This window comes from Pseudomonas sp. DrBHI1 (genome assembly GCF_002205115.1).
Taxonomy (GTDB): Bacteria; Pseudomonadota; Gammaproteobacteria; order Pseudomonadales; family Pseudomonadaceae; genus Aquipseudomonas; species Aquipseudomonas mosselii.
In genome coordinates, this window is sequence record NZ_NIBE01000095.1 from 22,530 (window position 1) to 46,439 (window position 23,910).

The 23,910-nt window shown below is 66.2% G+C and carries 28 protein-coding genes; 16 read left to right on the top strand and 12 right to left on the bottom strand.

Annotated features, from left to right (window positions below; genetic code table 11):
- Nucleotides 1-764, bottom strand: a 764-nt coding sequence (locus CC207_RS19505) for a helix-turn-helix transcriptional regulator (RefSeq protein ID WP_088852620.1), incomplete at its 3' end; no start/stop codon positions are given.
- Between the two features lie 205 nt (nucleotides 765-969).
- Between CC207_RS19505 and CC207_RS19510 the strand changes: the two genes are divergently transcribed.
- Both CC207_RS19510 and CC207_RS19515 read left to right on the top strand, forming a co-directional pair.
- Nucleotides 970-2,334 carry an APC family permease gene (locus tag CC207_RS19510; RefSeq protein ID WP_028692078.1) on the top strand — a complete coding sequence of 455 codons (1,365 nt, stop codon included), beginning with the start codon at nucleotides 970-972 and terminating at the stop codon, nucleotides 2,332-2,334.
- A 17-nt stretch (nucleotides 2,335-2,351) separates the two neighbouring features.
- Nucleotides 2,352-3,461 (top strand): P1 family peptidase, encoded by a 1,110-nt coding sequence (locus CC207_RS19515; RefSeq protein ID WP_088852610.1) that lies wholly within the window; start codon nucleotides 2,352-2,354, stop codon nucleotides 3,459-3,461.
- Nucleotides 3,462-3,560: 99 nt separating this feature from the next.
- Here CC207_RS19515 and CC207_RS19520 read toward each other — a convergent pair whose 3' ends face one another.
- On the bottom strand, nucleotides 3,561-4,889 hold the full coding sequence (locus tag CC207_RS19520; protein WP_028692076.1) for an MFS transporter: 1,329 nt from the start codon (nucleotides 4,887-4,889) through the stop codon (nucleotides 3,561-3,563).
- 155 nt (nucleotides 4,890-5,044) lie between these two features.
- Here CC207_RS19520 and CC207_RS19525 point away from each other — a divergent pair, with 155 nt between their 5' ends.
- Both CC207_RS19525 and CC207_RS19530 read left to right on the top strand, forming a co-directional pair.
- Nucleotides 5,045-6,148, top strand: a complete 1,104-nt coding sequence (locus CC207_RS19525; protein WP_028692075.1) for a sugar diacid recognition domain-containing protein — start codon at nucleotides 5,045-5,047, stop codon at nucleotides 6,146-6,148.
- Nucleotides 6,149-6,259: 111 nt separating this feature from the next.
- Complete coding sequence (locus CC207_RS19530; protein WP_028692074.1) at nucleotides 6,260-7,399, top strand: glycerate kinase; 1,140 nt, start codon at nucleotides 6,260-6,262, stop codon at nucleotides 7,397-7,399.
- Nucleotides 7,400-7,513: 114 nt separating this feature from the next.
- On the opposite strand, the gene CC207_RS19535 is transcribed toward CC207_RS19530, so the two are convergent.
- Nucleotides 7,514-8,161 carry a helix-turn-helix transcriptional regulator gene (locus CC207_RS19535; RefSeq protein ID WP_028692073.1) on the bottom strand — a complete coding sequence of 216 codons (648 nt, stop codon included), beginning with the start codon at nucleotides 8,159-8,161 and terminating at the stop codon, nucleotides 7,514-7,516.
- A 227-nt stretch (nucleotides 8,162-8,388) separates the two neighbouring features.
- Here CC207_RS19535 and hisN point away from each other — a divergent pair, with 227 nt between their 5' ends.
- Both hisN and CC207_RS19545 read left to right on the top strand, forming a co-directional pair.
- Nucleotides 8,389-9,180, top strand: a complete 792-nt coding sequence (gene hisN / locus CC207_RS19540) for a histidinol-phosphatase (protein WP_028692072.1) — start codon at nucleotides 8,389-8,391, stop codon at nucleotides 9,178-9,180.
- Between the two features lie 80 nt (nucleotides 9,181-9,260).
- Nucleotides 9,261-10,319, top strand: a complete 1,059-nt coding sequence (locus CC207_RS19545) for a metal-dependent hydrolase (RefSeq protein WP_088852611.1) — start codon at nucleotides 9,261-9,263, stop codon at nucleotides 10,317-10,319.
- A 70-nt stretch (nucleotides 10,320-10,389) separates the two neighbouring features.
- Here CC207_RS19545 and CC207_RS19550 read toward each other — a convergent pair whose 3' ends face one another.
- Both CC207_RS19550 and CC207_RS19555 read right to left on the bottom strand, forming a co-directional pair.
- Nucleotides 10,390-10,572, bottom strand: coding sequence for a hypothetical protein (locus CC207_RS19550; RefSeq protein ID WP_028692218.1), 183 nt, complete (start codon nucleotides 10,570-10,572; stop codon nucleotides 10,390-10,392).
- Nucleotides 10,573-10,673: 101 nt separating this feature from the next.
- The gene (locus tag CC207_RS19555) at nucleotides 10,674-11,012 is read right to left on the bottom strand and encodes a hypothetical protein (protein ID WP_028692219.1); all 339 of its coding nucleotides are present in this window, start codon (nucleotides 11,010-11,012) and stop codon (nucleotides 10,674-10,676) included.
- A 161-nt stretch (nucleotides 11,013-11,173) separates the two neighbouring features.
- Between CC207_RS19555 and CC207_RS19560 the strand changes: the two genes are divergently transcribed.
- Nucleotides 11,174-11,995: a shikimate 5-dehydrogenase gene (locus tag CC207_RS19560; RefSeq protein WP_062363390.1), complete on the top strand. Its 822-nt coding sequence runs from the start codon at nucleotides 11,174-11,176 to the stop codon at nucleotides 11,993-11,995.
- Between the two features lie 83 nt (nucleotides 11,996-12,078).
- On the opposite strand, the gene CC207_RS19565 is transcribed toward CC207_RS19560, so the two are convergent.
- The 3 genes from CC207_RS19565 to CC207_RS19575 form a co-directional block, all read right to left on the bottom strand.
- On the bottom strand, nucleotides 12,079-12,324 hold the full coding sequence (locus CC207_RS19565) for a hypothetical protein (RefSeq protein WP_028692221.1): 246 nt from the start codon (nucleotides 12,322-12,324) through the stop codon (nucleotides 12,079-12,081).
- Nucleotides 12,325-12,417: 93 nt separating this feature from the next.
- On the bottom strand, nucleotides 12,418-12,945 hold the full coding sequence (gene gloA, locus CC207_RS19570) for a lactoylglutathione lyase (protein ID WP_028692222.1): 528 nt from the start codon (nucleotides 12,943-12,945) through the stop codon (nucleotides 12,418-12,420).
- Between the two features lie 206 nt (nucleotides 12,946-13,151).
- Nucleotides 13,152-13,508: a histone-like nucleoid-structuring protein, MvaT/MvaU family gene (locus tag CC207_RS19575; protein WP_028692223.1), complete on the bottom strand. Its 357-nt coding sequence runs from the start codon at nucleotides 13,506-13,508 to the stop codon at nucleotides 13,152-13,154.
- Nucleotides 13,509-13,854: 346 nt separating this feature from the next.
- Between CC207_RS19575 and CC207_RS19580 the strand changes: the two genes are divergently transcribed.
- Nucleotides 13,855-15,144, top strand: coding sequence for an OprD family porin (locus tag CC207_RS19580; RefSeq protein ID WP_028692224.1), 1,290 nt, complete (start codon nucleotides 13,855-13,857; stop codon nucleotides 15,142-15,144).
- A 64-nt stretch (nucleotides 15,145-15,208) separates the two neighbouring features.
- A complete protein-coding gene (gene cobF, locus CC207_RS19585) occupies nucleotides 15,209-15,958 on the top strand; it encodes a precorrin-6A synthase (deacetylating) (RefSeq protein ID WP_088852612.1) in 750 nt (249 codons plus the stop codon).
- Between the two features lie 169 nt (nucleotides 15,959-16,127).
- Here the strand turns inward: cobF and CC207_RS19590 are convergent, their stop codons facing one another.
- Complete coding sequence (locus CC207_RS19590) at nucleotides 16,128-16,442, bottom strand: hypothetical protein (protein ID WP_088852613.1); 315 nt, start codon at nucleotides 16,440-16,442, stop codon at nucleotides 16,128-16,130.
- 160 nt (nucleotides 16,443-16,602) lie between these two features.
- On the opposite strand from CC207_RS19590, the gene CC207_RS19595 reads away from it, so the two are divergent.
- From CC207_RS19595 to CC207_RS19605, 3 genes are read left to right on the top strand one after another with little or no spacing between them, the layout of a single operon-like run.
- Nucleotides 16,603-17,247, top strand: coding sequence for an STN domain-containing protein (locus CC207_RS19595; RefSeq protein WP_256582130.1), 645 nt, complete (start codon nucleotides 16,603-16,605; stop codon nucleotides 17,245-17,247).
- Nucleotides 17,244-17,786 carry an RNA polymerase sigma factor gene (locus CC207_RS19600; protein ID WP_028692228.1) on the top strand — a complete coding sequence of 181 codons (543 nt, stop codon included), beginning with the start codon at nucleotides 17,244-17,246 and terminating at the stop codon, nucleotides 17,784-17,786. Before CC207_RS19595 ends, CC207_RS19600 begins: the two co-directional genes overlap by 4 nt.
- A gap of 29 nt (nucleotides 17,787-17,815) precedes the next feature.
- Nucleotides 17,816-18,718 (top strand): DUF4880 domain-containing protein, encoded by a 903-nt coding sequence (locus tag CC207_RS19605; RefSeq protein WP_088852614.1) that lies wholly within the window; start codon nucleotides 17,816-17,818, stop codon nucleotides 18,716-18,718.
- Here CC207_RS19605 and CC207_RS19610 read toward each other — a convergent pair.
- Both CC207_RS19610 and gspH read right to left on the bottom strand, forming a co-directional pair.
- Complete coding sequence (locus CC207_RS19610; protein ID WP_088852615.1) at nucleotides 18,711-19,304, bottom strand: prepilin-type N-terminal cleavage/methylation domain-containing protein; 594 nt, start codon at nucleotides 19,302-19,304, stop codon at nucleotides 18,711-18,713. The genes CC207_RS19605 and CC207_RS19610 overlap by 8 nt on opposite strands.
- Complete coding sequence (gene gspH / locus CC207_RS19615; protein WP_256582131.1) at nucleotides 19,301-19,735, bottom strand: type II secretion system minor pseudopilin GspH; 435 nt, start codon at nucleotides 19,733-19,735, stop codon at nucleotides 19,301-19,303. The genes CC207_RS19610 and gspH overlap by 4 nt, the downstream gene beginning before the upstream one ends.
- 115 nt (nucleotides 19,736-19,850) lie before the next feature.
- On the opposite strand from gspH, the gene CC207_RS19620 reads away from it, so the two are divergent.
- Nucleotides 19,851-20,291 (top strand): general secretion pathway protein GspC, encoded by a 441-nt coding sequence (locus tag CC207_RS19620; protein ID WP_062363405.1) that lies wholly within the window; start codon nucleotides 19,851-19,853, stop codon nucleotides 20,289-20,291.
- Here the strand turns inward: CC207_RS19620 and CC207_RS19625 are convergent.
- The gene (locus tag CC207_RS19625; protein WP_028692233.1) at nucleotides 20,273-20,752 is read right to left on the bottom strand and encodes a GNAT family N-acetyltransferase; all 480 of its coding nucleotides are present in this window, start codon (nucleotides 20,750-20,752) and stop codon (nucleotides 20,273-20,275) included. The two genes, CC207_RS19620 and CC207_RS19625, sit on opposite strands and share 19 nt — an antisense overlap.
- Before the next feature lie 244 nt (nucleotides 20,753-20,996).
- Here CC207_RS19625 and CC207_RS19630 point away from each other — a divergent pair, with 244 nt between their 5' ends.
- From CC207_RS19630 to CC207_RS19640, 3 genes are all read left to right on the top strand, one after another.
- On the top strand, nucleotides 20,997-21,617 hold the full coding sequence (locus CC207_RS19630) for a LysE family translocator (RefSeq protein WP_028692234.1): 621 nt from the start codon (nucleotides 20,997-20,999) through the stop codon (nucleotides 21,615-21,617).
- Nucleotides 21,618-21,635: 18 nt separating this feature from the next.
- A complete protein-coding gene (locus CC207_RS19635; RefSeq protein WP_028692235.1) occupies nucleotides 21,636-22,508 on the top strand; it encodes an alpha/beta fold hydrolase in 873 nt (290 codons plus the stop codon).
- Between the two features lie 292 nt (nucleotides 22,509-22,800).
- Nucleotides 22,801-23,910 (top strand): HlyD family secretion protein (locus tag CC207_RS19640; RefSeq protein WP_088852617.1); only part of this gene is annotated, 1,110 nt, incomplete at its 3' end.

Here is a 23,910-nt window from a genome sequence, read left to right on the forward strand (position 1 = left end):
AGGAACAGCGAAAACAGCTCTGGCTGCGACGAGATGTCCAGCTTGGCGTACAGGTGCCGACGATGGACCTTGATGGTCTCCGGCGAAATGGCCAGCCGCTCGGCCATGGCCTTGGATGAGTACCCGCGCAGGATCAGTCGGGCGATTTCCAGCTCGCGCTCCGACAACACTTTCGCTCCAAACAGGCTCATGGCGTCGCGTACTTGGTGGGCCATGCCCGTCGCTGGCGCCGGGCGCAGGCTCAGCTGCAGCCAGTGCTGGGCCATCAGCGCGACTACCCACGGGCACACCACCGCCAGCAACCCATGACTGGCGCTGTCAAACCGCTCGCGGCGGCCCAGCGACAACGACAGGGCGCCACTTTCACCCAACTGCACGATGAACTGCACTTCGTCTTCCAGCACATGGTCGTGGAAGTACTTGAGGTAGTACTCGCTCTGGCGGAACTGGTCCGGCGCCACTTCCTCCAGGCGATGCAGACCATCGCCGATGCGCTCCTGGCAGGCCTGGTAGAACGGGTCGAGCTGGTACAGCCCGCTCAGGTACAAGGCCATGGCCTCGGGATTGCCTTCGCCCCGGGCATCGAAGATCTCCAGCGCGCGGGGCAGGCCGGCGCGCGGGTAGACCATCGCCAGCGCGTTGTCGAACGCCAGCCATTGCTGCAGCAACAGGATCAGCTGGCGCCAGAAGCGCGGCTGGCCGATCTGCTCGACGGTGCGGGCCAGGCCTGCGTGGGTACTGGCTTCGGTGAACAGGTTATGCATGCGGCGGCGCCATGAGAGTGAAGGAAGCGGGCTCGCCCGCGACAAGGCTCCCGCAGTGTTCAGAGCTTTTCACCTCGGCGTCAAGGGGCGTACCCCCTAAGGGTAATTGGCCCGGGCGTTCGCTCGGCCTACAGTCCAGCCCAGGTCCAGCGGCCGCGTGACCGGTTTTCCCCTCACAACCAATAACAACCAGAGGAAAAACGCCATGAGCTCCAGCGCAGCGCCCACGGGCGCGCTCCAGCAACGGCTGGGGGTGTTCGACGTGGTCGCCATCACCGTGTCGGCGGTGACCCCGGCCAGTTCCGTGTTCGTCATCGCCCCGTTCGCCATCCAGCAGGCCGGCAGCGGCGCCTTTCTTTCCTTCATCATGGCTGCGGCCCTGGCGCTGATGTTCGCCTGGTGCTACGCCGAACTGGGGCGTGCCCACAGCTCCGCCGGCGGTGAGTACGTGTACGCCAAGCGGGTGTTCGGTGGGCTGGCCGGCTACGCCACCTTCCTCACCGTGCTGGCCTCGATGCTGTTCATCCCGCCGGTGCTCGCCGCCGGTGCCGCCACCTACCTGAACAACGCCTTGGGTACCACGTTCGACACCCAGGCAGTGGCCCTGGTGATCGTGGTGTCGAGCTATGCGCTGGGCATCCTCAATATTCGCCTGAACGCCTGGATCACCGGGCTTTTCCTGTTCTGCGAGGTCGCCGCGTTGCTGGTGATCGTGACCCTGGGTTTCGGCAACGCCAGCCAGCCAGTGGCGAGCTTGCTGCAACCGCAGATGCTCGAGCAGGGCAGCCTGGTCGTCGCACCCTGGGCGCTGGTGCTGGGGGCGGTGGGCATGGCCCTGTTCGCCTTCAACGGCTACGGTGGCGCGGTGTTGCTCGCCGAGGACATGAAGGACCGTGGCCGTACCGTGCACCGCGCAGTGCTGTGGTCGCTGGCGGTGGTGGTGGCGATCGAGGTGATTCCACTGGCGGCGCTGCTGATCGGCGCGCCGTCGCTGCAGGCGATGCTGGCCAGCGGTGATCCGATCGGCTACCTGCTGACCGCCCATGGCAACGAGACCCTGGCGCGACTGGTCAGCGCCGGTATCTTCCTCTCGGTGTTCAACGCCATCGTCGCCATCGTCATCCAGGTCGGCCGGGTGGTCTACAGCAGCGGCCGCGATGCGATCTGGACGCCAACCCTCAATCGCGCCTTCACGCTGATCCATCCGCGCTGGGAGTCGCCGTGGCTGGCGACCCTGTTCCTGGCCGTCCCTTCGGCATTGCTGAGCCTGTCCGGCAGCCTGGAGCAACTGACTTCGTTCACCGTGCTGCTGTTGCTGTTGATTTACCTGGTGGTGGCGGCCTGCGCGCTGTGCAGCCGGGTACTGCGGCGCGACCGTGAGCACCCGTATCGCATGCCGCTGTGGCCGTTGCCGGCCCTGCTGGCGGTCAGCGGCGCCGGCTGGCTGCTGGTGACCTTGCTGCGCGAGGCGTCGCTGCGCGACCTGTCGATCATTCTCGGGCTGCTGGCCGTGTCGATGGTGCTGTACAGCACCCACGGCCGCCTCAGCCCGACTTTCCAGAAATTGTGAGCATCCAAGGAGTACACATGCGTGCGCGTCAACTGGGCATCACCCTCGGCCACGGCACCCCGGGCCCGTTCAATGCCATCACCGACGTACCGGGAGTACGGGTCGGCCACAGCACCCTGGTCGACGAACAACGCCCGGTGCCGATCCGCACCGGGGTGACCCTGATCGAGCCGCGCGCGGGTGCGGCGCGCCAGCAACCGTGCTTTGCCGGTTGCCATGTGCTCAACGGCAATGGCGACGCCACGGGGCTGGAGTGGATCCGCGAGGCCGGGCTGCTGACCACGCCGATTGCCATCACCAACACCCACAGCGTCGGCGTCGTGCGCGACGCGCTGATCGCCGCCGAGCGCGAGCGCCTGCCCGACGACGCGGTGTACTGGTGCATGCCAGTGGTGATGGAAACCTATGATGGCCTGCTCAATGACATCTGGGGGCAGCACGTGACGCCGGCGCAGGTGCGCGAGGCGCAGCAGGCCGCGGAGTCCGGCCCGGTGCAGGAAGGCCCGGTGGGTGGTGGTACGGGAATGATCTGTCATGAGTTCAAGGGCGGTATCGGCACGGCCTCGCGGCGCCTGGCAGATGACCAGGGGGGCTGGACCGTCGGCGTCCTGGTCCAGGCCAACCATGGCCAGCGGCGCGAGCTGCGGGTCGACGGCTATCCGGTCGGGCGTCAGCTGGGTCACCTGCCGTCGCCCTTCGCCGAGGCCGAGGCGGGCACCCCGGGTATGGGTTCGATCGTGGTGGTGATCGCCACCGACGCGCCCTTGCTGCCGCACCAGTGCCAGCGCCTGGCGCAGCGGGCGTCGATCGGTATCGCCCGTACCGGCGGCGGTACCGAGGACTCCAGCGGCGATATCTTCCTGGCGTTTTCCACCGGCAACCAGGACCTGCCCGCAGCGGACTATGCGCGCAAAGGGCTGGCGCAGTGCACGGCGGTGCGCATGCTCAACAACGACCATATCTCGGCGCTGTTCATGGCGGCGGCGGAGGCGGTGGAGGAGGCGATCGTCAACGCCTTGCTGGCGGGGCGGACGATGCAGGGCAAGGGCGGGCTGGTGGTGCCGGCGCTGGAGGGAGACACGCTGTTGACGGCGTTGCACGAGGCGGGGTGGAAGCCTCGCAACTAGCGTTATGACCATCGCGGGGCAAGCCCGCTTCCACAGATCCTGTGCCGGCTGGCTACAGGCGTGGGAGCGGGCTTGCCCCGCGATGAGGTTGTCTGCTGTCTAGCGGGCTCCAGCCAACACGGCACTTCCACCTCGCGAAACCCGCAACGCCACCAGGCTGCCGACCACGATCAACCCCGCCAGCGCATACAGCGCCGCGTCGGTCGAACCGGTCTGGTCCTTGATGAAGCCCACCAGGTAAGGGCTGAGGAATCCCGCCATTTGCCCCACCGAGTTGATGATCGCCAGGCCCGCCACCGCGGTGCCTGCAGTCAGCAGTGCAGTCGGCATCGGCCAGAACATCGGCAGGCCGGTCAGCGCGCCCATGGTGGCGATGGACAGGCCGAGGATGGCGATGGTCGGGCTGCCGGCGAAGTTCACCGCGATCAGCAGGCCCAGGGCGCCCATCAGCATCGGCACCACAAGGTGCCAGCGGCGTTCGTTGCGCAGGTCCGCCGATCGTCCGACCAGGATCATGAACACCCCGGCCAGCAGGTAGGGAATGGCGCTCAGCCAGCCAATCAGCAGCGGGCTGTCAAAGCCCATGTTCTTGATGATCGACGGCAGCCAGAAGTTGATGGCGTAGACGCCGCTCTGGATGCAGAAGTAGACGAAGCCGAAGGTCCAGATCAGCGGGTTGCTCAGCACCGACAGCACGCTGTCGCCGCGGGTGGCCGGCTTGCTGGCGGCGTCGGCCTTCAGGTCCGCCTCGATCAGCTGGCGCTCGGCCGGGCTCAGCCAGCGGGCGCTCTGGTAACCGTCACTGAGCAGTACGATCGCCAGCGCGCCGAGTACCACGGTGGGCAGCCCCTGAATCAGGAACATCCACTGCCAGCCGGCCAGGCCATGCTGGCCGGCGGCGAAGTGGTCGAGGATCCAGCCGGAGAACGGTCCGCCGAGCAGGCCGGACACCGGGATCGCCGACATGAACAGCGCCATGATGCGGCCGCGGCGGTCGGCCGGGAACCAGCGCGAGAGATACAGCACCACGCCGGGGAAGAAGCCCGCCTCGGCGGCGCCGGTGAGCAGACGCAGGGCATAGAACTCGGTGGGGGTGGTGACGAACAGCAGGCAGGTGGACAGGCTGCCCCAGGCGATCATCATCAGCGCGATCCAGCGCCGCGGGCCGAAGCGGTTGAGCGCCAGGTTGCTGGGCAGGCCGCAGAGCACGTAGCCGATGAAGAAGATGCCGGCGCCGAGGCCGTACACGGTTTCGCTGAACTTCAGCGCGTCGAGCATCTGCAACTTGGCGAAGCCGACGTTGACGCGGTCCAGGTAGTTGAACAGGTAGCAGATGAAAATGAACGGGATCAGCCGCAGGGTAATGCGCCGGTACAGCGCGTTGCGGGTGCTCTCGATGCCTTGGTCAGGGGCGGGGCTGTGTGCCATGATCGGGTTCTCTGTTGTTATGGTTGTCACCGCGTCGCCTGTGCCGGCGCTCGCCTTGAGCAGTCTCGGGGAGTGTAGCGCGGCTGTCTTTGTGCTTTTGCACAGCCTCAGGTGCAGGCTGCTGTGCCGCCGACCAAAGTCGAAGGACCCTTGCAATGTTCGAGCTGGACCACGACCTGGCCCAGGACATCGTCAATCGGGCGATGGCCATCCTGCCGTGCAACGTCAACGTGATGGACAGCCAGGGCCTGATTCTCGGCAGTGGCGAGCCCGAGCGCATCAATACCCGCCACGAAGGCGCGCAACTGGTGCTGGCCAACGGTCGTATTGTTGAACTGGATACGGACGCGGCCAAGTGCCTCAAAGGCGTGCAGCCCGGTGTCAACCTGCCGCTGATGCTCGATGGCCGGCTGATCGGCGTGCTGGGACTGACCGGTGATCCGCAGCAACTGCGCACCTACGGCGAGCTGGTGCGCATGACCGCCGAGATGTTGCTGGCCCAGCGTCACCTGCAGGTGGAGCAGCAATGGCGTCGCCAGCGCTGCGACGACCTGCTGGCGCTGTTGCTGGGTGGCAGCGGTGATTCACCTCGCCTGGTCGACGAGGCCCAGCAACTGGGGCTCAAGCCCAACCTGCCACGAATTCCCTGTCTGTTCGAACTGCGCGCCGGGCCGCCGGCCGAAGCGCTGTCGGCCTGGCTGATGAACCGTTACCCGGACAGCTGGTGTGTCAGTCCTGCGCGCCAGTCGTTGCTGTGGTGCCGTCCGGCGGGCGTGGTGCTGGACGAGCCGCGCCTGTTCGAGCGCCTGCAGCGCCATGGCTGGGACGTGGAACGCCTGGCGCTGGGCAGTCCGGCGCAGAGCCTTGAGCAGTTGCGCCGTGGCTATCGACGGGTGCGCGACCTGCTGGCCTATGGCCGAGAAGTGCTGCCTGACGAACGCCTGCTGAGCCTGGCCCGCTATCGCCTGCCGGCGTTGCTCTGGCGGCATCGCAACGACGATGCGCTGGATGAACTGCTCGAACCGTTGCAACGCATCCGCGCCAAGGATGCCAGCGGCCAGTTGCTGCTCACCTTGCGCGCCTGGTGCGCCCATGATGGTCAGAGCCAAGCCTGTGCCGAGGCGCTGGGGATCCATCGCAACAGCCTGCGTTATCGACTGGAGCGGATTGCCGAGTTGGGGGAGGTGGATCCGTTGCGGATGGAGGGGATGTTGAGTCTGTATCTGGGACTGCAGCTGTTGCCGGCAAAGGGGTTGTAGCGTCGCGAACAGGCATCCGCCCAAACAACGCCCTTGTGTTTTGTGCATCCGACCGAGGCCGCTCTGGCGCACACCTGTCAGCATGCACGGCAACAGGACAGGAGAATCCCCATGAAGATCGTCATCGCCCCCGACTCGTTCAAGGACAGCCTCGACGCCGCCGGCGTCGCCCGCGCCATCGCCGCCGGCCTGGCCGAGGTCTGGCCGGCGTCCGAGCGCATCGAATGCCCGATGGCCGATGGCGGTGAAGGCACCATGGAGGCGATTGTCGCCGCCAGCCAGGGCGAGTTGCGCCGCCAGGTGGTGCGCGGCCCGTTGGGCGAGCCGGTCGAGGCGGGCTGGGGCTGGCTGGCCGCGAGCCGCACGGCGGTGATCGAGATGGCCCAGGCCAGTGGCATCCAGCTGGTGCCCAACGGCCAGCGCGACGCCTGCCGCAGCAGCACCTGGGGCACCGGTGAGCTGGTGGCCGCGGCGCTGGCGGCCGGTGCCTCGCGCATCGTCCTGGCCATCGGCGGCAGCGCCACCAACGATGGCGGCAGCGGCATGCTGCGCGCGCTGGGCCTGCGACTGCTGGATGCACAGGGCGCGCCCTTGGCCGAGGGCGGACTGGCCCTGGCGCAACTGGCGCGAATCGATGCCAGCGATCTGGATCCGCGCCTGGCGCAGGTGCGGGTGGACGTCGCCGCCGATGTCGACAACCCGCTGTGCGGCGCCAACGGCGCTTCGGCGATCTTCGGCCCGCAGAAGGGTGCCAGTCCCGAGCAGGTGCAGGCCCTGGACCTGGCCCTGGCGCATTTCGCCGATCATTGCGCGGCGCTGCTGGGCAAGGATGTGCGTGACCAGCCGGGCAGCGGCGCGGCCGGGGGCATGGGGTTCGCCGCCAAGGCGTTCATGGGCGCGCGGTTCCGCCCGGGCGTCGAGGTCGTTGCCGAGCTGGCCGGCCTGGATGAGCTGGTGCAGGGCGCGGACCTGGTGATCACCGGCGAAGGCCGTTTCGATGCCCAGACCCTGCGCGGCAAGACGCCGCTCGGCGTGGCGCGGGTGGCCAAGCGCCACGGCGTGCCGGTGGTGGTGCTGGCGGGGACCCTGGGGGCCGGCTACGAGCAGTTGTACGCACAGGGCATCGATGCCGCCTTTGCCTTGGCCAGTGGGCCGATGAGCCTGGAACAGGCCTGCGCCGAGGCAAAGACGTTATTGAAGGCGCGGGCCGGGGATGTGGCGCGGTTGTGGCAGGTGGCGCGCCAGCGCTGACTCTCAAGTCCTGCGGTAACCCTGAACAACGTCATGGCTGCTGTGCCTGCTGCCCCATTTCTCCAACCCCCGCATAGTCCGCGTGCGTCACCGGGACCAAGCCGGTGACAACCCTCAGGCCTCGGCATACATCCACCGCATCAGCGAATGCCGGCCACTGATTCCCAACTTGATTGCGGCGCGGCGCAGGTAACTCTCCACTGTATTGACCTTCAGCAGCAAGTGCTGCGCCTGCTGTGGCGCCGTACGCCCGGCCAGCAGCCCTTTGCATACCTGCATCTCGCGTTCCGAGAGGCTGATTCCGGTTTGATGCAGTCGTTCAAGGAACCGTTGACCCAGGCTGTCCAGATCCGCCAGCCCGACGGTGGCGGGCTGCAACGCATTGATGTGCTTCTCGAGCATAGGCAGCAACAAGGGCGAAATATCTTCCAACCGGCTGCGTTCGATGGCAGAAAAACCATTGCGCGTGCCCGCCCGCAGCACGGTGATTTCGTAGCGGTAGCCATCCTTGCGTCGGGTCAGGTGCAAGCGCGACGAATCGTCGAAGCCCTCACCGGGATCGCCGGCACTGAACACCGTCTCGTTGATCAGTGTCGTGTCAGGCTGGCTGGCGCACGCCGGGTCGATTCGCAGTTGACGGATATGCGTCGCGTCAATGGTCAGGTGGGTCTGGATCAAGTCGTGCAGGTGCCTGGGAAAGTGGCGGCTACCGGTACTGGATATGGCTTTGCCGATCTGCGGAAACAGCAGGTGCGAATTCATCGTGTCATCCATGATATGCGGTGGAACGGGGGCCCGCGCGCGCCAGTGACCAGCATCCTTGACTGCCGGCGGGGCCATTGGAGCTGCTTGCTATGCTAGTACAACGATTGAGTGACGATTAAATGAAGTAGCAATAATGGCATAACAATATCATTGTCGGTGCCAGTCATCCGCCGCGCCGCGCAGTCGGGTATCATGCGGGTCCTTTCAATCACGAGGCCCGCTCCATGTTCCTGAGCCCCGAACAGACCGACGAATTCCGCTCTTTCGCCGAGCAGCTGGCCGATGCCGCCGCGGAGGCGATCAAGCCTTACTTTCGCGCCAGCCTGGACGTCGAGGACAAGGGTGGGCGCCTTTACGATCCGGTGACCGTCGCCGACAAGGCCGCCGAAGAAGCGATGCGCCGATTGATCCAGTCTCGTTATCCGGACCATGGCATCCTGGGTGAGGAGCAGGGCACGGCAATGGGCAGCAGCCCGTTGACCTGGGTGCTTGACCCGATCGATGGTACCCGCGCCTTCATTACCGGTCTGCCATTGTGGGGCACCCTGATCGCCCTCAATGATGGCGCGCGCCCTGTGGTCGGCGTGATGAACCAGCCGTTCACGGGCGAGCGCTTCGTCGGCACCCCCCAAGGTGCCTGGCGTGGGCAGACGCCGCTCAAGACCCGTGGCTGTGCTGACTTGAACTCGGCCACGCTGATGTGCACCACCCCCGACATGTTCGATACCCCGGCGCGCAAGGCGGCTTTCGAGGCCGTGGCCGGCAAGGCTCGCCTCATGCGCTACGGCGGTGATTGCTACGCCTATTGCATGTTGGCGTCGGGCTTTGTCGATGTGATTGTCGAGGCGAGCCTGCAGCCGTATGACGTGCAGGCCTTGATGCCGATCATCGAAGGCGCGGGCGGGGTGATCTCCGCCTGGGATGGCGGTTCGGCCCAGAACGGCGGTTGCGTGGTGGCTTGCGGCGATCCAGCACTGCATGCGCAGGTGGTGGAAATGCTGCGTCACGCCATGTGACCCTCGCCAGCGCGCAGGCCTTCGGACGGTTTGCGCGCGTTTCTGGTTACCTTGGTCGATCGTGCGGGAGAATCGCCACCTTGGACTCACTTACCCAAGCCGTGCTCGGCGCAGCCTTGCAAGGCACCGTGTTGGGTCGCCTGCAAGGCCGCCGCGCATTGCTCTACGGCGCCGCTCTGGGCACCGTACCCGATCTGGATGTGGTGATCCGCTACGCCGATCCGGTGTCGCAGATGACTTTTCATCGCGGCTTTTCCCACTCGATCCTTGTCCTGACTGGGCTGGCCCTGGTGCTGGCCTGGCTGGTTGCCTGGCGCTGGCCGGACAAGGGTTACACCCGGCCCCGGCTGTTCCTGGCTTTCTGGCTGGCACTGGTCACCCATCCCATTCTCGACGCTTTCACCGTCTACGGCACCCAGTTGTTCTGGCCACTGCACCTGACGCCGCAGAGCTGGGCCGCCGTGTTCATCATCGACCCGGTGTACACCGTGCCGTTGCTGCTGGCGGTCGGCTATACGGCGATCAAGGGGCTGCAGGGCAGGGCGACCTCGCTGCTGGCGCTGGCGTTGGCGTGCAGTACCGTGTACCTGGGGTTCGGCCTGGCTGGGCGCATGGCCGCCGAGCAGCGCTTCGAGCTGGCCTTGCGGGCACAAGGCGTCACCCCCGGCGAGGTCCGTGCGGTGCCTATAGCCTTCAACAGCCTGATCTGGCGGACACTGGCGAAAACACCGGAGGGTGACTACTACGAAGGTGTGAGCAGCTGGTTTGATCGCGAGTCTCCAGAGATGCTGCGCCAGTCGCGCAACCTGGAGGTGGCCAGGGTGCTTCGCGGTTCGGCGTTGCACGAGCGGCTGCGCTGGTTCACCGACGACTGGCTGCGCTACGACATCATTGGTGATTCGCTGGTGGTCACCGATCTGCGCATGGGCATGCCGGGCAGCTACAGTTTCCGCTTCGAAATGGCCCGGCGCGACCCCTCCGGGCGGTGGGTGGTTACCCAGCCCAGAGGGTGGATCGGGGGCGGCGCCGCAGCCCTGTTCGATGGCGGCAGGCTGGCCTTGATCTGGCGGCGGATCCTCGACCAGCAACCACCGCTGCCCCTGGCGGCCTGGGCGGCGCCGGGTTCAGGGCATTTGTGATACCCAAAAAAAGCCCGCCATGGCGGCGGGCAACAAGAGGCGTAGGGAGCAACGCACAACAAACTTCGGGTCAGGCGGTGAGCGTCTGGCCAAGCAAACGGTCGGCCAGGGTTTCAGCGGCGCGGCGACTGGTCAACGGGCCGCTGATGGTTTCGCCGTTGCGCAGCAGGTACCAGCAGGCCAGCAGGCCTTGTTGGCGCAGACTGCCGGGTACCGCGCTGCCGACAACGGACATGATCTGGATCGGGGCCATGATGGATCTCCTCTCGAACATGGCTCCACCTTACGCAGATGCCCTCAGGGTTAGAAATCAATGTCCTCGATAGTGGTCATTGCTTTTATCAACGATGGCGCCTACCAGCGCGGTGGACCGTAGTACACCGGCGGTGGGCCGTAGTAGCGACGGTACACCGGTGGCGGTGCCGGTACGTAGCGTTCGACCACGTAAGGCTGGTAGTAGACCGGTGGTGGTGGCGCCTGCACGTAGACCGGGGGCGGTGGATAGTAGGCCGGTGGTTGCTGGACATAGACGGTACGCGGAGCACTGGAGACGGCCGCCCCGAAAATCGCACCGGCCACGGCAGCACCGACGACCGGCCCCGGGCCGTACCAGCCGCCACCGTGGGCGGATGCCTGCCCGCTGACGGCCAGCGCGCCGACCAGCAGGGCGATTCCGGGGATGAAACGGTTCATGGTCGATCCTCACAAGACAACCCCACGTTCGGGGCTCGATTACTATGACCCCATCTTTGCGCAACTGCTGCCAGGGCAAGGGTAAAGGTTGTGTAAGGGGCGACCGGCGGCAGGGTCTGCTACGCTGGCGCAATCGTTTCAGCCATGACAGAGGATCCGCGATGAGCCATTCACCGAGCCGGGACACGGTGCTGTGCATCTCCCTGGCCGGGCGCCCCGGAACGTTCGGCGTGCGCTTTCACAACCATCTCTACCGCCAGCTCGGGCTGGATTACTACTACAAGGCCATGACCACCCAAGACCTGCCTGCTGCCGTTGCCGGCATCCGTGCACTGGGCATTCGTGGCTGCGGCGTGTCGATGCCGTACAAGGAGGCTTGCCTGGCGCTGGTGGACGAGGTCGATCCGTCCGCCGCGGCCATCGCCTCGGCGAACACGCTGGTCAACACCGACGGCCATCTAAAGGCCTACAACACCGACTACCTGGCGGTGCGCCAACTGCTGGCCCGACACCAGGTCGATCCATCCACCGCGTTCGCCCTGCGTGGCAGTGGCGGCATGGCCAAGGCAGTGGCCAGTGCGTTGCGGGATGCAGGATTCCGTGACGGCACTATCGTTGCCCGCAACGAGCAGGCCGGGCGGCAGTTGGCGGATGTCTGCGGGTATCGATGGCTGCCGGAGCTGGGCGACCGGTGTCCGCCGATGCTGGTCAATGTCACACCGATCGGCATGGCCGGAGGGCCGGATGCCGAGCGACTGGCGTTTGCCGAAGCCGCCATCGAGGCGGCGCAGCGGGTGTTCGACGTAGTGGCCATGCCTGCGCGTACCCCGCTGATCCGCGCCGCCGAGGCGCTTGGCACGCCAGTGATCACCGGGCTCGATGTCATCGCCTTGCAGGCGCTGGAGCAGTTCGTGCTGTATACCGGGGTGCGGCCGACACCGGAGCAAATGCAAGCCGCCGTGGCGTTTGCCCGGGAAAGTTGACGCCAGACGTCCCTGTTACAGGGCGCCGTTAACGCGCCGTATCGCCGGCGTGCCGGCGATACGGCCGGGGCAGGTCACAGGATTCAGAACACTTTCCGGCCAGTCTCGTCCAACTGCTGGTCAACCAGCGCCCTGCCATGGGCCAGGGACACATGCTGGGCATTTTCCAGGTCGGCGAAGAACTTCATCGGCATCGAGATTCGCCGGCTGCAGTGGCCCGCAGGATCGGTGATCACGCAACCGGCCGCATAGGGCAGGGGCGAGTCGGGGTGAGGCATCACGCTGGCGGTGATGGTGTGGTCGCGGTATTCACAGTGAAGGGTTTGCATCGTCCTTACCTCGCTGTGGCTGGGAACAGGCGCTCCTTCTAGATACCACAGCGAGGGGCCGGGAGTTCCCGGCCCGACGAGCGCGACCGACGATCAGGCCTTGAGTTCGGTCGGCTGGATGATCTCGACCCAGTAGCCGTCCGGGTCCTTGACGAAAGCCAGGTGCTTCATGCGGCCATCGCTCAGGCGCTTCTGGAACGGCACGTCCAGGGCTTCGAAGCGGGCGCAGGCGGCGACCACGTCGGGTACCGAGATGCAGATGTGCCCGAAGCCGCGTGGGTCGGTGTTGCCATCGTGGTAGGCGAACTCTGGGTCGTTTTCGGTGCCGTGGTTGTGGGTCAGCTCGAGCACGCCGGGGATCGACTTCATCCACTGGTGGCGTTCGGCGTCATCGGCCGGGATGGCTTTCTGGTCAACCAGGGCCAGGAAGTACAGGCTGAAAGCCGCTTCCGGGAAGTCACGCTTGTCCACCAGGCTGAAACCCAGCACGCGGGTGTAGAAGTCCAGGGACTTCTCGATGTCCTTGACTCGCAGCATGGTGTGGTTGAACACGAAGTGGGCGGTGGCGGTGTCCGGCTGGGCGGTGACGCCGGGCAGGGTTTGCAGATCGTGCAGGCTCATGGGTACTCCTGGATCAGGGCCTAAAACAGGCGGACCATGATACGGAAGTCCATCGCCAGCGCAAATGAAAGCGCCCCGCACGTGTGCGGGGCGCTGGAATTAGAGGCCCGCATGTGCGGGCGCGTGATGGGGTCGCTAGTCCTTTAGCTGGTTCGATACTGGGCCTGCGCATGTGAAAAAAGTGTGAAGCAGGTGTCGAGGTTTCATCACCGCACCCAACTTTCCACCGTCTGCGCCCCGTACTGTTCCTTCCAGGCTTTCAGCCCCCGATGGTTGCCGCCCTTGGTCTCGATCCGCTCGCCGGTATGCGGGTTCTGGTAGACCTTCACCACCCGTGGCCGACGCTGCTGCTTGATCGGCGCCGGGGCGCGGCTCGCGGCCTTCGGATCGAGGATGGCGATGATGTCGCGCAGGTTCTTGTCATAGCTTTTCATCAGGCCGACTAGTTTCTGCTCGAATTCGATTTCGCGTTTAAGGCCGGCATCCTTTTTCAGCGCTTCCAGTTGTGCCATCTGTTCCTTGAGCGCTTTTTCGGCAGCACGAAACTCTGCAAGTCTGGACACTGTCATCACTCCTGTAAGTCTGCCGTGGCGGGACGTGACGAACATGAAAACTGACTGAACGCCGGCCACGTGGATGGGTAAAGCTGTTCGCTAAGCGAGAGTGTAGTAGTCGCTTGCGAGTGGGTAAACTGCAAACTTTCAATCAATTAGCCGGGAACTTTGCCGGTTTTTTACGCGCTATTCGAAACCACCCTGGCAGCGGCGTTAGACCATGGTCCCATGGCGCAGGCTAGAGCCTTTGGCGGAAAATTATGGATGATGGTCGACATGTATTCGTTCATCGCGTAGTGCCGGTGCAGATGACTGCCCGGATGGTTTTTCGCCCTTCTTTTGGATGTTCCCTCGCATGTTTGCCCCTTTCCCCCTCGCCCCCGGGCGCCGAGTTGCCGGCCTGTTCTTCCTGTGTGCCGGTGTCAACGCCCAGGCCGCCGGTTTTCTTGAAGACAGCAGTGCCAAGGTCGAAGCACGCAATGTCTATTTCAACCGGGACTTCCGTGATGGCCACAGCAGTTCCAAACAGGGTGCGTCGAAACGCGAAGAATGGGCGCAGGGGTTTATTCTGAATGTCCAGTCCGGTTATACCCAGGGGCCGGTCGGCTTCGGGGTGGATGCCTTGGGCATGGTCGGTTTCAAACTCGACTCCAGCCCCGCCGACAGCAACAGCGGCCTGTTGCCGTCTTCCGGTCACGACCCGCGCCACTCTGCCGACCAGTACGCCAAGATGGGTGTCGCCGGCAAGGTGAAAGTGTCCAATACCGTGCTCAAGTACGGATCGATGATGCCGGACGTGCCGTTGCTCAAGTACAACGACGGCCGCCTGCTGCCGACCATGTTCCACGGTGCCTGGCTGACCTCCGAGGAGGTGCGCGACCTCAAGTTCACCCTGGCGCGCCTGAACCAGTACACCGCGCGGGACTCCACCGACCGCCAGGATATCCGCGTGCACTGCAAGAACAAGCGCTATGCCTGCGACATCGAGGCCGACCACTTCGACCTGGCCGGTGTCGACTACCGCGTCAACGAGCGTGTCAGCGCCCAGTACCAGGTTTCCAAGCTTGAGGACATCTACCGCCAGCACTTCCTCGGCCTGGTCGCCAGCCAGCCACTGGAGGTCGGCACGCTGTCGGCCGACCTGCGCCTGATCAAGAGCGACGACATCGGCAACGCCCGCGCCGGGCACATCGACCACCGCGCCTTCAGCGGCATGCTCGGCTACAGCCTCGGTGGCCACAAGCTCAGCGCCGGCTGGCAGCGCATGTACGGCGACAGCGCCATGCCGTACCTCGACGGCAGCAACCCGTACCTGGTCAACTATGCCCAGGTCAACGACTTCGCCGCCGCCCAGGAACGCTCCTGGCAGGTGCGCTACGACTACGACTTCAAGGCCCTGGGCGTGCCCGGCCTGACCTTCTTCACCCGCTATATCAACGGCGACAACGTCAAGGTTCCCGGCAGCAATGCCGAAGGCAAGGAATGGGAACGCGACAGCGAGCTGAAGTACCAGGTGCAGTCCGGCACCTTCAAGGACGTCAGCGTGCGCCTGCGCAACTCCACCTACCGCAGCAACTACGAGAAATGGGCGCGCGACATGGACGAGACCCGGGTCATCGTCAGCTACAACTTCTCGATCTTCTGAGCCGCTTTGCCAAAGGGCCGGTGGTCGGTCGACAATGACCACTGGCAACCAGGCAGGGCAGGCGATGAAACAGCTTCTACTGATCGGCATCGGGCCGGGCGATCCGCGCCAGGTCACCTATGAGGCGGTGGAGGCCCTGCGCCGCGCCACGGTGTTCTTCGTCCTCGACAAGGGGGCTGACAAGGACGAACTGGTGCGCCTGCGCCGGGTCATTATCGAGCGCTACCGGCCCGAGGGCGGCTACCGCCTGGTGCAGGTCGAGGACCCCCGTCGGGACGGTCAGGCGCCGGACTATGTCGGTGCCGTGCAGGACTGGCACGTCCAGCGCGCCGCGTTGTACGCCCGCCTGATCGAGGATGAACTGGGCGCCGCCGACACCGGTGCCTTCCTGCTGTGGGGCGAGCCCGGGTTGTACGACAGCACCCTGCGCATCCTCGACCTGGTGCGCGAGCAAGGCGTGGCGCTGGCCTTGCAGGTGATTCCCGGCATCAGCAGCATCCAGGCCCTGGCCGCCCGCCACCAGATCCCCCTCAACCGCATCGGCGAGCCGCTGACCGTGTTGCCGGGGCGACGCCTGGGCGAACAGGCGCGGATCGACAACGTGCTGGTGATGCTCGACGGCCAGTGCGCCTTTGCCGACCTGGACGACCCGCAATTGGTGATCTATTGGGGCGCCTACCTGGGCACGCCGGACGAGTTGCTGGTCAGCGGGCCGTTGCTGGCGGTGAAGGCACGCATCATCCAGTTGCGCGAGGAGGCGCGGCGGCGCAAGGGGTGGATCATGGATACCTATCTGTTGCGCAGGGAGGGGTAGTGGTGTCCATGCTGTAATTTCGTCGGGCCAACAAGCCGGACCAGGCATTGGTACAGGATTGATTGGCCCGAAACAGGTGCAGGAGCGGCCTTGCGTCGCGCGGGCGGCGCTCGATCTTGTAGGCGCTGCAACTCTATCGCCAGAAACCCAGCAGACTCCGCCAACCCCCTCAAGGCCGCTGTGGCACCACGGAACTGCCAAAACTGTTACCCATGCGCGTCGAGGTCGCCGCCGGCGTCGCCAGCCCCATCTGGTTCGGCGCCCTGCGCTGCATCTGCCGCGCCGGATCCAGTTGCTCGTGCAGCCCCTTGGCGGCGCGCGGGTCAGTGCCTTGCAGCTGCTGGGTCAGGCAGTCATAAGCCAGTGCCCGTGATTGGCCGACCTGCACGTCGATACAGCCCTGGCCGTCCTTGGGCGGTTCGGCGTACGCCGGCAGGGCACAGGCCAGCAGCAGGGGCAGGGTGGTCAGGGGCAGGCGGGCCATGGCGGGTCTCCGGGCAATCGTTCTTCGGCGCAGTCTAGCCCCTGCAGGCCGCCGTCGGGGTGAAGCTTTGGTTGCCGCTGGCTGTCACCACAGCGTCATACACAGGCCCCAGGATGACGTTTCCCCGGCGACGGCGGCCAGCAAGGAGGCCCGGACAGCTGTGCGTGCATTGCTCGTGGCCGGCGTGCTGATGCTGGCCGGGTTGCTGGCGGCTCCCGGTCTGCGCGGCCAGCCGTTGCTGACCCTGGATATCCCGGCGCAGGCGCTGGACCGGGCGCTGGACAGCTTCGGCCAACAGAGTGGCCTGGCCGTGCTGGTCGACCAGGCCTTGCTCGCCGGTCAGCGCTCCAGCCCGGTCGTGGGCCGTTATCCGGCGCGCGAAGGCCTGCAGCGACTGCTGCAGGGCACCGGTCTGCAGGCGAGCTACAGCGGCGGCGGCTTCACCCTGCAACCGTTGCGCCTGCGCGGCACACCCGCGCGCGGTCGCGCCGGTGGCTTTTCACCGGGCAGTTATGCGCTGGCGCTGCAACACGCGGTCGAACGCGCCCTGTGCGCCTCGCCACTGACCCGGCCGGGCGCTTACCGGGCGGCCTTGCAGGTGTGGATCGATGTCAACGGCCAGCTGGTGCAGAGCCGCCTGCTGGCCTCGACCGGCGATTTCACCCGCGACGCAGCGCTCGTCGAGCGCCTGCGCACGGTGCGCCTGGAACAGGCGCCGCCGACATCCCTGGCGCAGCCGCTGACCCTGCTGCTGCGTCCGGAACCTATGGATTGCCCACTTTCGCAAGGAGCTGCGGCGGCATGAACAAACCTCGGGACAGTGCGCTGGTCAAGCTGTTTCTGACCTCCTACGACGCCTTCAGGGTACGCCTGAGGCGTCGACTCGGTTCTGATGACCTGGCCAACGACGTGCTGCAGGAAACCTACCTGCGGGTTGACCGCATGGACGCGACGCACGACCTGCAACGCCCTGGCGCCTACCTGTACCGCATGGCACTGAACGTCGCCGCCGACCGCCGCGAGGCCGACGCCCGGCTGCTCACCGGTGCCGAGATCGAGGCGTTGCTGCAGGTGGCCGAGGACCAGGACCCGGCGCGCATCGTCGGCGGCCAGCGCGAGATCCAGAACCTGCTGGGCGCCCTCTACGAACTGCCGGCCCGGCGCCGGCGGATCTTCATCGCCGCTCGCCTGGAGGAGGCGTCGCACCTGGAAATCTCCCAGCGCTTCGGCATCTCCACGCGCACGGTGGAAAAGGAACTCAAGGCGGCGCTGGGGCATTGCGCGATGCGCCTGGATAGAAAAGTGTTTCAGCGGTTCGGTCCCGGCGCGGGAAAACCGTCTTGAACGATAGTCGACCTCTTCATGTGAGCCCCATGTCCCAGATTCCGCCCGATCCCGACTTGCAGCGCCAGGCCCAGGACTGGCTGTTGCGGCTGACGTCCGGCCAGGCCACCCAGGCCGATGCCCGGGCCCTGCGCCAGTGGTGCGCGCGCAGCCCGGCGCATGCCCAGGCCTTTGCCCAAGCACGCCAACTCTGGCATTTGCTCGGCCCTGCGGCACGGCAGGCGGGGCAGGGTGCGCCGTTGCTCGGTCGCCGGGCGTTGCTGGGTGGCGCGCTGGCGGCGTCGGTGGCGCTGGTGGTCTGGCGCGGCGGCCTGCTCGAGGCGGCCATGGCGCCAGCACCGGCGTTTGCCACCGAGGTCGGCGAGCAACAACGGGTGGAGCTGGCGCCGGGGATCAAGCTTGAGCTGAACGTGCGTACCCGGGTCAGCCGCGAACTTGAGGGTATCGCACTGCTGGCCGGCGAAATCGAGGTGCAGGCCGGCCAGCCCTTGCAGGTGCGGGCGCAGGATGGGGTGATCAGCACCGAGCAGGCCCGATTCAACGTGCGTGAGGACGATGAAGGTGTCTGCGTGACTTGCCTGGGGGGTGAGTTGCGCGTGGCCTTCCAGGGGCGCGTCGAGGCGCTGCCGGCGGGCCGTCAGTTGCGCTATGGCGCCCAAGGCATCGGTGTGCCCGAACCGTTCGATCCGGGCCAGGTGATGGCCTGGCGCGAGCGCATGCTGGTATTTCGCGATGCGCCATTGGCCCGGGTGATCGATGAGATCAACCGCTACCGTCCTGGTCGCCTGGTGTTGCTCAACCCCACGCTAGGGCGCCGACGGGTGCAGGCGCGGTTCAGTTTCGACCAGTTGCGCCAGGCCGCCGAACTGATCCGTGTCGCCTATGGTGCCCGCTGTCTGGAGCTGCCGGGCGGCGTGGTGCTGGTCAGTTGAACGGCCCCAGTACCTGGCGATAACGCTCCTCGCCCTGAGGGCCGCGGCGGGTAAGTCGCACCTCGAGACCAATGGGGTTGTCGTCGGCCTCGCTGGCCGGTGCGCGCCAGCCGCCCTTGGCTTGCCAGCTGCGCAGGTCGAAGGCGCTTACGTTATCCAGCACCGCCACCGCGACCTTGGGCGCGGGCAGCGCAAAGCGCTCGCGCAGCGGCGCGGCGGCGCGATACAAGGTGCCGCCACGCACGTACCAGCGCACCCGTTGCAGACCGCTGCCAGAGACGGCGTCGGAGCGCACCAGCTCAAGCCGGTCGGCACGGGCGCGCACCGCGGGCAGCAACGGCTTGCCAGGCGGTTCGCGGCCGGGCAGGGTCGGCTCGACCAGCTCGACGGTGGCGCGCAGGGCCAGGTCGCGTTCCAGTTGCTGGAACACCCTCAGGATCGCCTGTTGGTCTTCGCTGGCCTCACGCACATGCCGGTCGGCGCGGCTGACGCTGTCCAGCCCGCGCCAGGCGATCAGGCTGACCACCGCCATCAGCAGGATGGCGATCATCACTTCGATCAGGGTGAAGCCCGCCTGCCGGTTCATGGCTGGCTGACCCGCACCTGGCCGGCGGCGTTGCGCGCCAGCTCCACCCGCAGCGCGCCGCTGCGCAGGCGCAGGGTCAGTGGCGTGCCGATCCACTCGCCATCGAGCCATACCGCGCCGCGGGGCTTGCTTTGCACCTTGACCGCCTCGGCCTGCCAGCTGCGCGGCTTGAGTGGGCCGTCAGCAAGCACCTGGCCGTCGGCGCGGATGAAGCGGTAGCCGTCGCGGTCGCTGTGCCAGCGCAGCGGCTGGCCATCGGCCTGGGCTTCGCTCTGCGCCAGTTCCAGCATGCGCGCAAGGCGCTCGGCGTCGGCGCGCAGGTGCTTGCCCGGGTCGGGGCGGATGTTCAGGCTGATGGCGGCGCTGGCGATACCGACGATCACCAGCACCACCATCAGTTCGATCAGGGTGAAACCACGTTGTCCGTTCACGGGGCGCTCCTTGTCCTGCCAGGTAGCTTGCCCGTGCAAGATGATCGCCGTGTGAAACAAAACCGTGAGAATCGCCCGGTATGCTCGGGCACAGGCACACAAGGAGCGCGTGACCATGCGTATTGTCCATCCCAACCTTTCCCTCGGCCCATTGTTGCAGGGGCTGGGGTTGCTGGCCCTGATCGCCGGCCTTGTGACCTGGACCAGCCTGTTGCTGCAGCCCTCGCCGGGCGTAGCCTCGCTGCAGCCTGCCGAGGCCCTGACACCCAGTGAAACACCGGCCGGGCGTTGGTTCGCCGACCTGCCGTTGCAGGCGCAGATCCAGGTCAGTGGGGTGATGGCCGGCAGCCAGGGCGCGGTGGCCATCGTCAGCATCGACGGCGGCCCGGCGCGTGCCGTGCGCAGTGGCGAGGAACTGGCCCGCGGCGTGCGCCTGGTGGCCATCGAAGGCCGCGGCCTGGTGATCGAGCGCGGCGGCCAGCGCAGCCGCGTCGAGGTGCCGGTATTGGCGCAGGCGTCGTTCTGGGGGCAGGCGCCTCAGCCTTCGGCGAACTGACGCAGGCGCTCGCCGTCGAGGCGGTAGCGGATCCACTCGTCCTGCGGCTCGGCGCCCAGCGAGCGGTAGAAGCCGATGGCTGGCTCGTTCCAATCCAGCACGCTCCATTCCAGGCGACCGCAGCCATTCTCCACCGCCTCGCGGGCGATATGCCGCAGCAGCTTGCGCCCGGCACCGTCGCCGCGCTGCTGAGGCGTGACGTAGAGATCCTCGAGGTAGATGCCGTTGCGCCCCAGCCAGGTGGAGTAGCTGTAGAAGTAGACGGCGAAACCGATGGCCTGGCCGTCGCGCTCGCAGACCAGGCTGCGCACCGTGCTGCTCGCGTCGAACAGGCTGTGCTCGATGTCGGCGAGGGTCGCCACGACTTCGTGGCGGGCGCGCTCGTAGTCGGCCAGTTCGGTGATGAAGGCCAGGATCTGGGCGGCGTCGCCGCGAACTGCGGGGCGGATGGTCACGGGCATGGTGGGCTTCCTTGTGATCGGTTGGGTACAAAGGTGATCGGTAGTGTCAGGGAAAACGAAGTGAGGCCGCCAGGTGCCTGGCGGATGATTTGCCGCGCCGATGATGTAGAAGCGGTCAGCAAACATGCATATGAATGGAACAGAAATTTGTATCTGCTCAATTTCGCGCAACTGTACCGGTCATTTCCCCCAGCCCTCCGCTACTGTGGCCTTTCGATAATCAGAAAAGCCGGAAACCGCCGTCATGCTTGCCTCGCTCGATCTGCTCAGTGCGTTCGTCCTGTTCGCCTTCGTCTCTTCCATCACCCCCGGCCCGAACAACACCATGCTGCTGGCCTCGGGGGTCAACTTCGGCGTGCGCCGCACCATTCCCCACGCGTTGGGCATCAGTGTCGGTTTCATGGTGATGGTGCTGGCGGTCGGCCTTGGGCTGGGCGAGGTGTTCAAGGCCTGGCCGGCGCTGTACAGCATCCTGCGCTACGCAGGTGCGGCGTACCTGTTGTACCTGGCCTGGAAGATCGCCACGTCCGGTCCGATGTCCGGCGACAGTGGCGGCAGCCGCAAGCCGCTCGGGTTCTGGGGCGCCGCTGCGTTCCAATGGGTCAACCCGAAGGCCTGGGTGATGGCGGTCGGAGCGATCACCACCTATACGCCGGCCCAGGGCTATGTGTTCAACGTGATTGTCATTGCCGCCGTGTTCGCCCTGGTGAACCTGCCGAGCGTCGGTATCTGGGTGATGTTCGGCAGCGCCTTGCGCAACCTGCTGCGCAATCCGCGCGCGGTGGTGCTGTTCAATGTCCTGATGGCCGTGCTGCTGGTGATTTCACTGTATCCGCTGCTGTTTGTAGAATCGGCGTTTTCCTAGAGCCGATGAGTGCCGTCGATGGAGTTGATTCCCTGGTCCCATGAATGCGCCGAAGGCTTTACCCTGCGTGGATGGCGAACCCCCGCCAGCGGCAAGCCGCTGCTGCACTTTCTGCATGGCAACGGTTTCTGCAGCCTGGTTTACCAACCTATGCTCATGCGCCTGGGTGAACACTTCGACCTGTGGTTGAGCGATGTGCAAGGCCATGGCGACAGTGATCACGGCGGCGCCTTTTGCGGTTGGAATCGCAGCGCGGCGCTGGCGGTAGAGGCGTTCGAGACCGGGCGCGGCGAATATGGAGATGTTCCACGTTACGCCCTGGGCCACAGTTTCGGCGGCGTGCTCACTGGCCTGATCCTGGCCAGCGAGCCGCAGTTGTTCCAACGCGCCGTGTTGCTCGACCCGGTGCTGTTCAGCCGACGCATGATCGGAGTGATGGGCGCCGCCGCCATGGTCGGCCTGCACCGGCGCCACGCTCTGGCGCGCAAGGCCGCCACCCGCCGTAGCCACTGGCCCGATCGTGAGTCGGCGCAGGCCTCGCTGCAAGGGCGCGGGATCTTCAAGGGCTGGACCGATGCCGCCTTGCAGGCCTACGTGGAGCACGCCATCGGGGATTGTGGCGAAGGCGTGGTGCTCAAGTGCCGGCCCAGCCGCGAGGTGGAGATCTTCAGTTCGTTCCCCGAACGCATGTGGCAGCACCTGGGCCGTATCCAGACGCCGACGCGGATCCTGTACGGCGAGCAGACCTATCCGTTCGTGCCGCACTCGGTACAGCGCCTGGCGGGGCTCAATGCCCAGGTGAGCGGGCAGCAGGTGGCGGGCGGGCACTGCTTCATGCAGGAAGATCCGTCGATGGCCGCGGAGCAGGTGCTGGCGTTCCTGCAGGATTGAAGGCATTCCACAGCCAACGCAATCCCCTGAGCGCCTTACCGAGGCGTCGGACCGGTCGGAAAGGGCCGCGAAGCGGCCCCAGGGCTTCAGCGTTGACGCATCAATCGCTGGGGCTGCTGCGCAGCCCATCCGAACGGTCCGACGCCTCGGCAAGGCCGCTCACAGGTTCCGCACGCAGGATTAGCGTTGATTGATCTGCTGTCCATTTCACGACGATTGCTTGCCGATTCACGAGCGAACGACAATCACAGTTTCCGTACCCTGGCGCTCCCCCCATCGGATGGAGCCCAGCATGAACCAGGCGGTCAGCCCAGATCCCCAGCACACCCTCGAACAAACCCAGATCCGGCGCCGCCAGCGCCTGCTGCGCTTCGGCCTGGCCGGGGGCGTAGGTCTGCTGTTGGCGGCCTATGGCGGCTACTGGTGGCTCGATGGTCGTTTCCTGGAGCAGACCGACGACGCCTACGTGCGCGCCGACTGGGCACCGATCAGCGCTCGGGTCAGTGGTTATGTGGCTGAGGTGGCGGTGGCGGAAAACGCCGCGGTCAAGACCGGCGACCTGCTGGTGCGCCTGGACGAACGGGACTTTCGCGATCGCCTGCGCAAGGCCGAGGCGCACCTGGCGGTGAGCGAGGCGGCGTTGCAGGTGCAGCGCATGCGCCTGCGCGCCTTCGCTGCCGAGCAGGACGAGCAGGCCCATGCCATCGCCCGTGCCGACGCCGAGCGTGGTGGCAGTCGCGGCGAGGCGCAGCGGGCCGAGGCCGACTGGCAGCGCTACCAGCACCTGGCGCAATGGCAGGCGGCCAGCGTGCAGCGCATGGAGCAGGCCCGCGCTACTCGTATCCAGGCCCAGGCCATGCAGCGCGCGGCCGACGCCGAACTGGCGCGCCAGCATGCACGCAAGGCGATGCTGGAGCAGCAGGGCAAGCAACTGGAGGCTGAGTTGCTGCAACGCCAGGCCGACCTCGACCAGGCCCGCGCCGAGGCTGACCTGGCCCGCAGCGCCCTGGCCGACACCGAGATCCGTGCGCCGTTCGACGGCGTGGTCGGCCAGCGCAAGGTACGCCAGCAGCAGTACGTCACCCCCGGCCTGCCGCTGCTGGCGGTGGTGCCGGTGGCACAGGCGTACGTGGTGGCCAACTTCAAGGAAACCCAGTTGGCGCAGATGCGTCCCGGCCAGCCGGTGACCCTTGAGGTGGACACCTTCGGCCAGCACTGGCGCGGTACGGTGGACAGCGTCTCCCCGGGTTCCGGCGCGGTGTTCGCGCTGCTGCCGCCGGACAACGCCACCGGCAACTTCACCAAGATCGTCCAGCGCTTTCCAGTCCGTATCCACCTCGACCCGGCGGGTGACGACAGCCCACGGCTGCTGCCCGGCATGTCGGTGATCGCCACCGTCGAC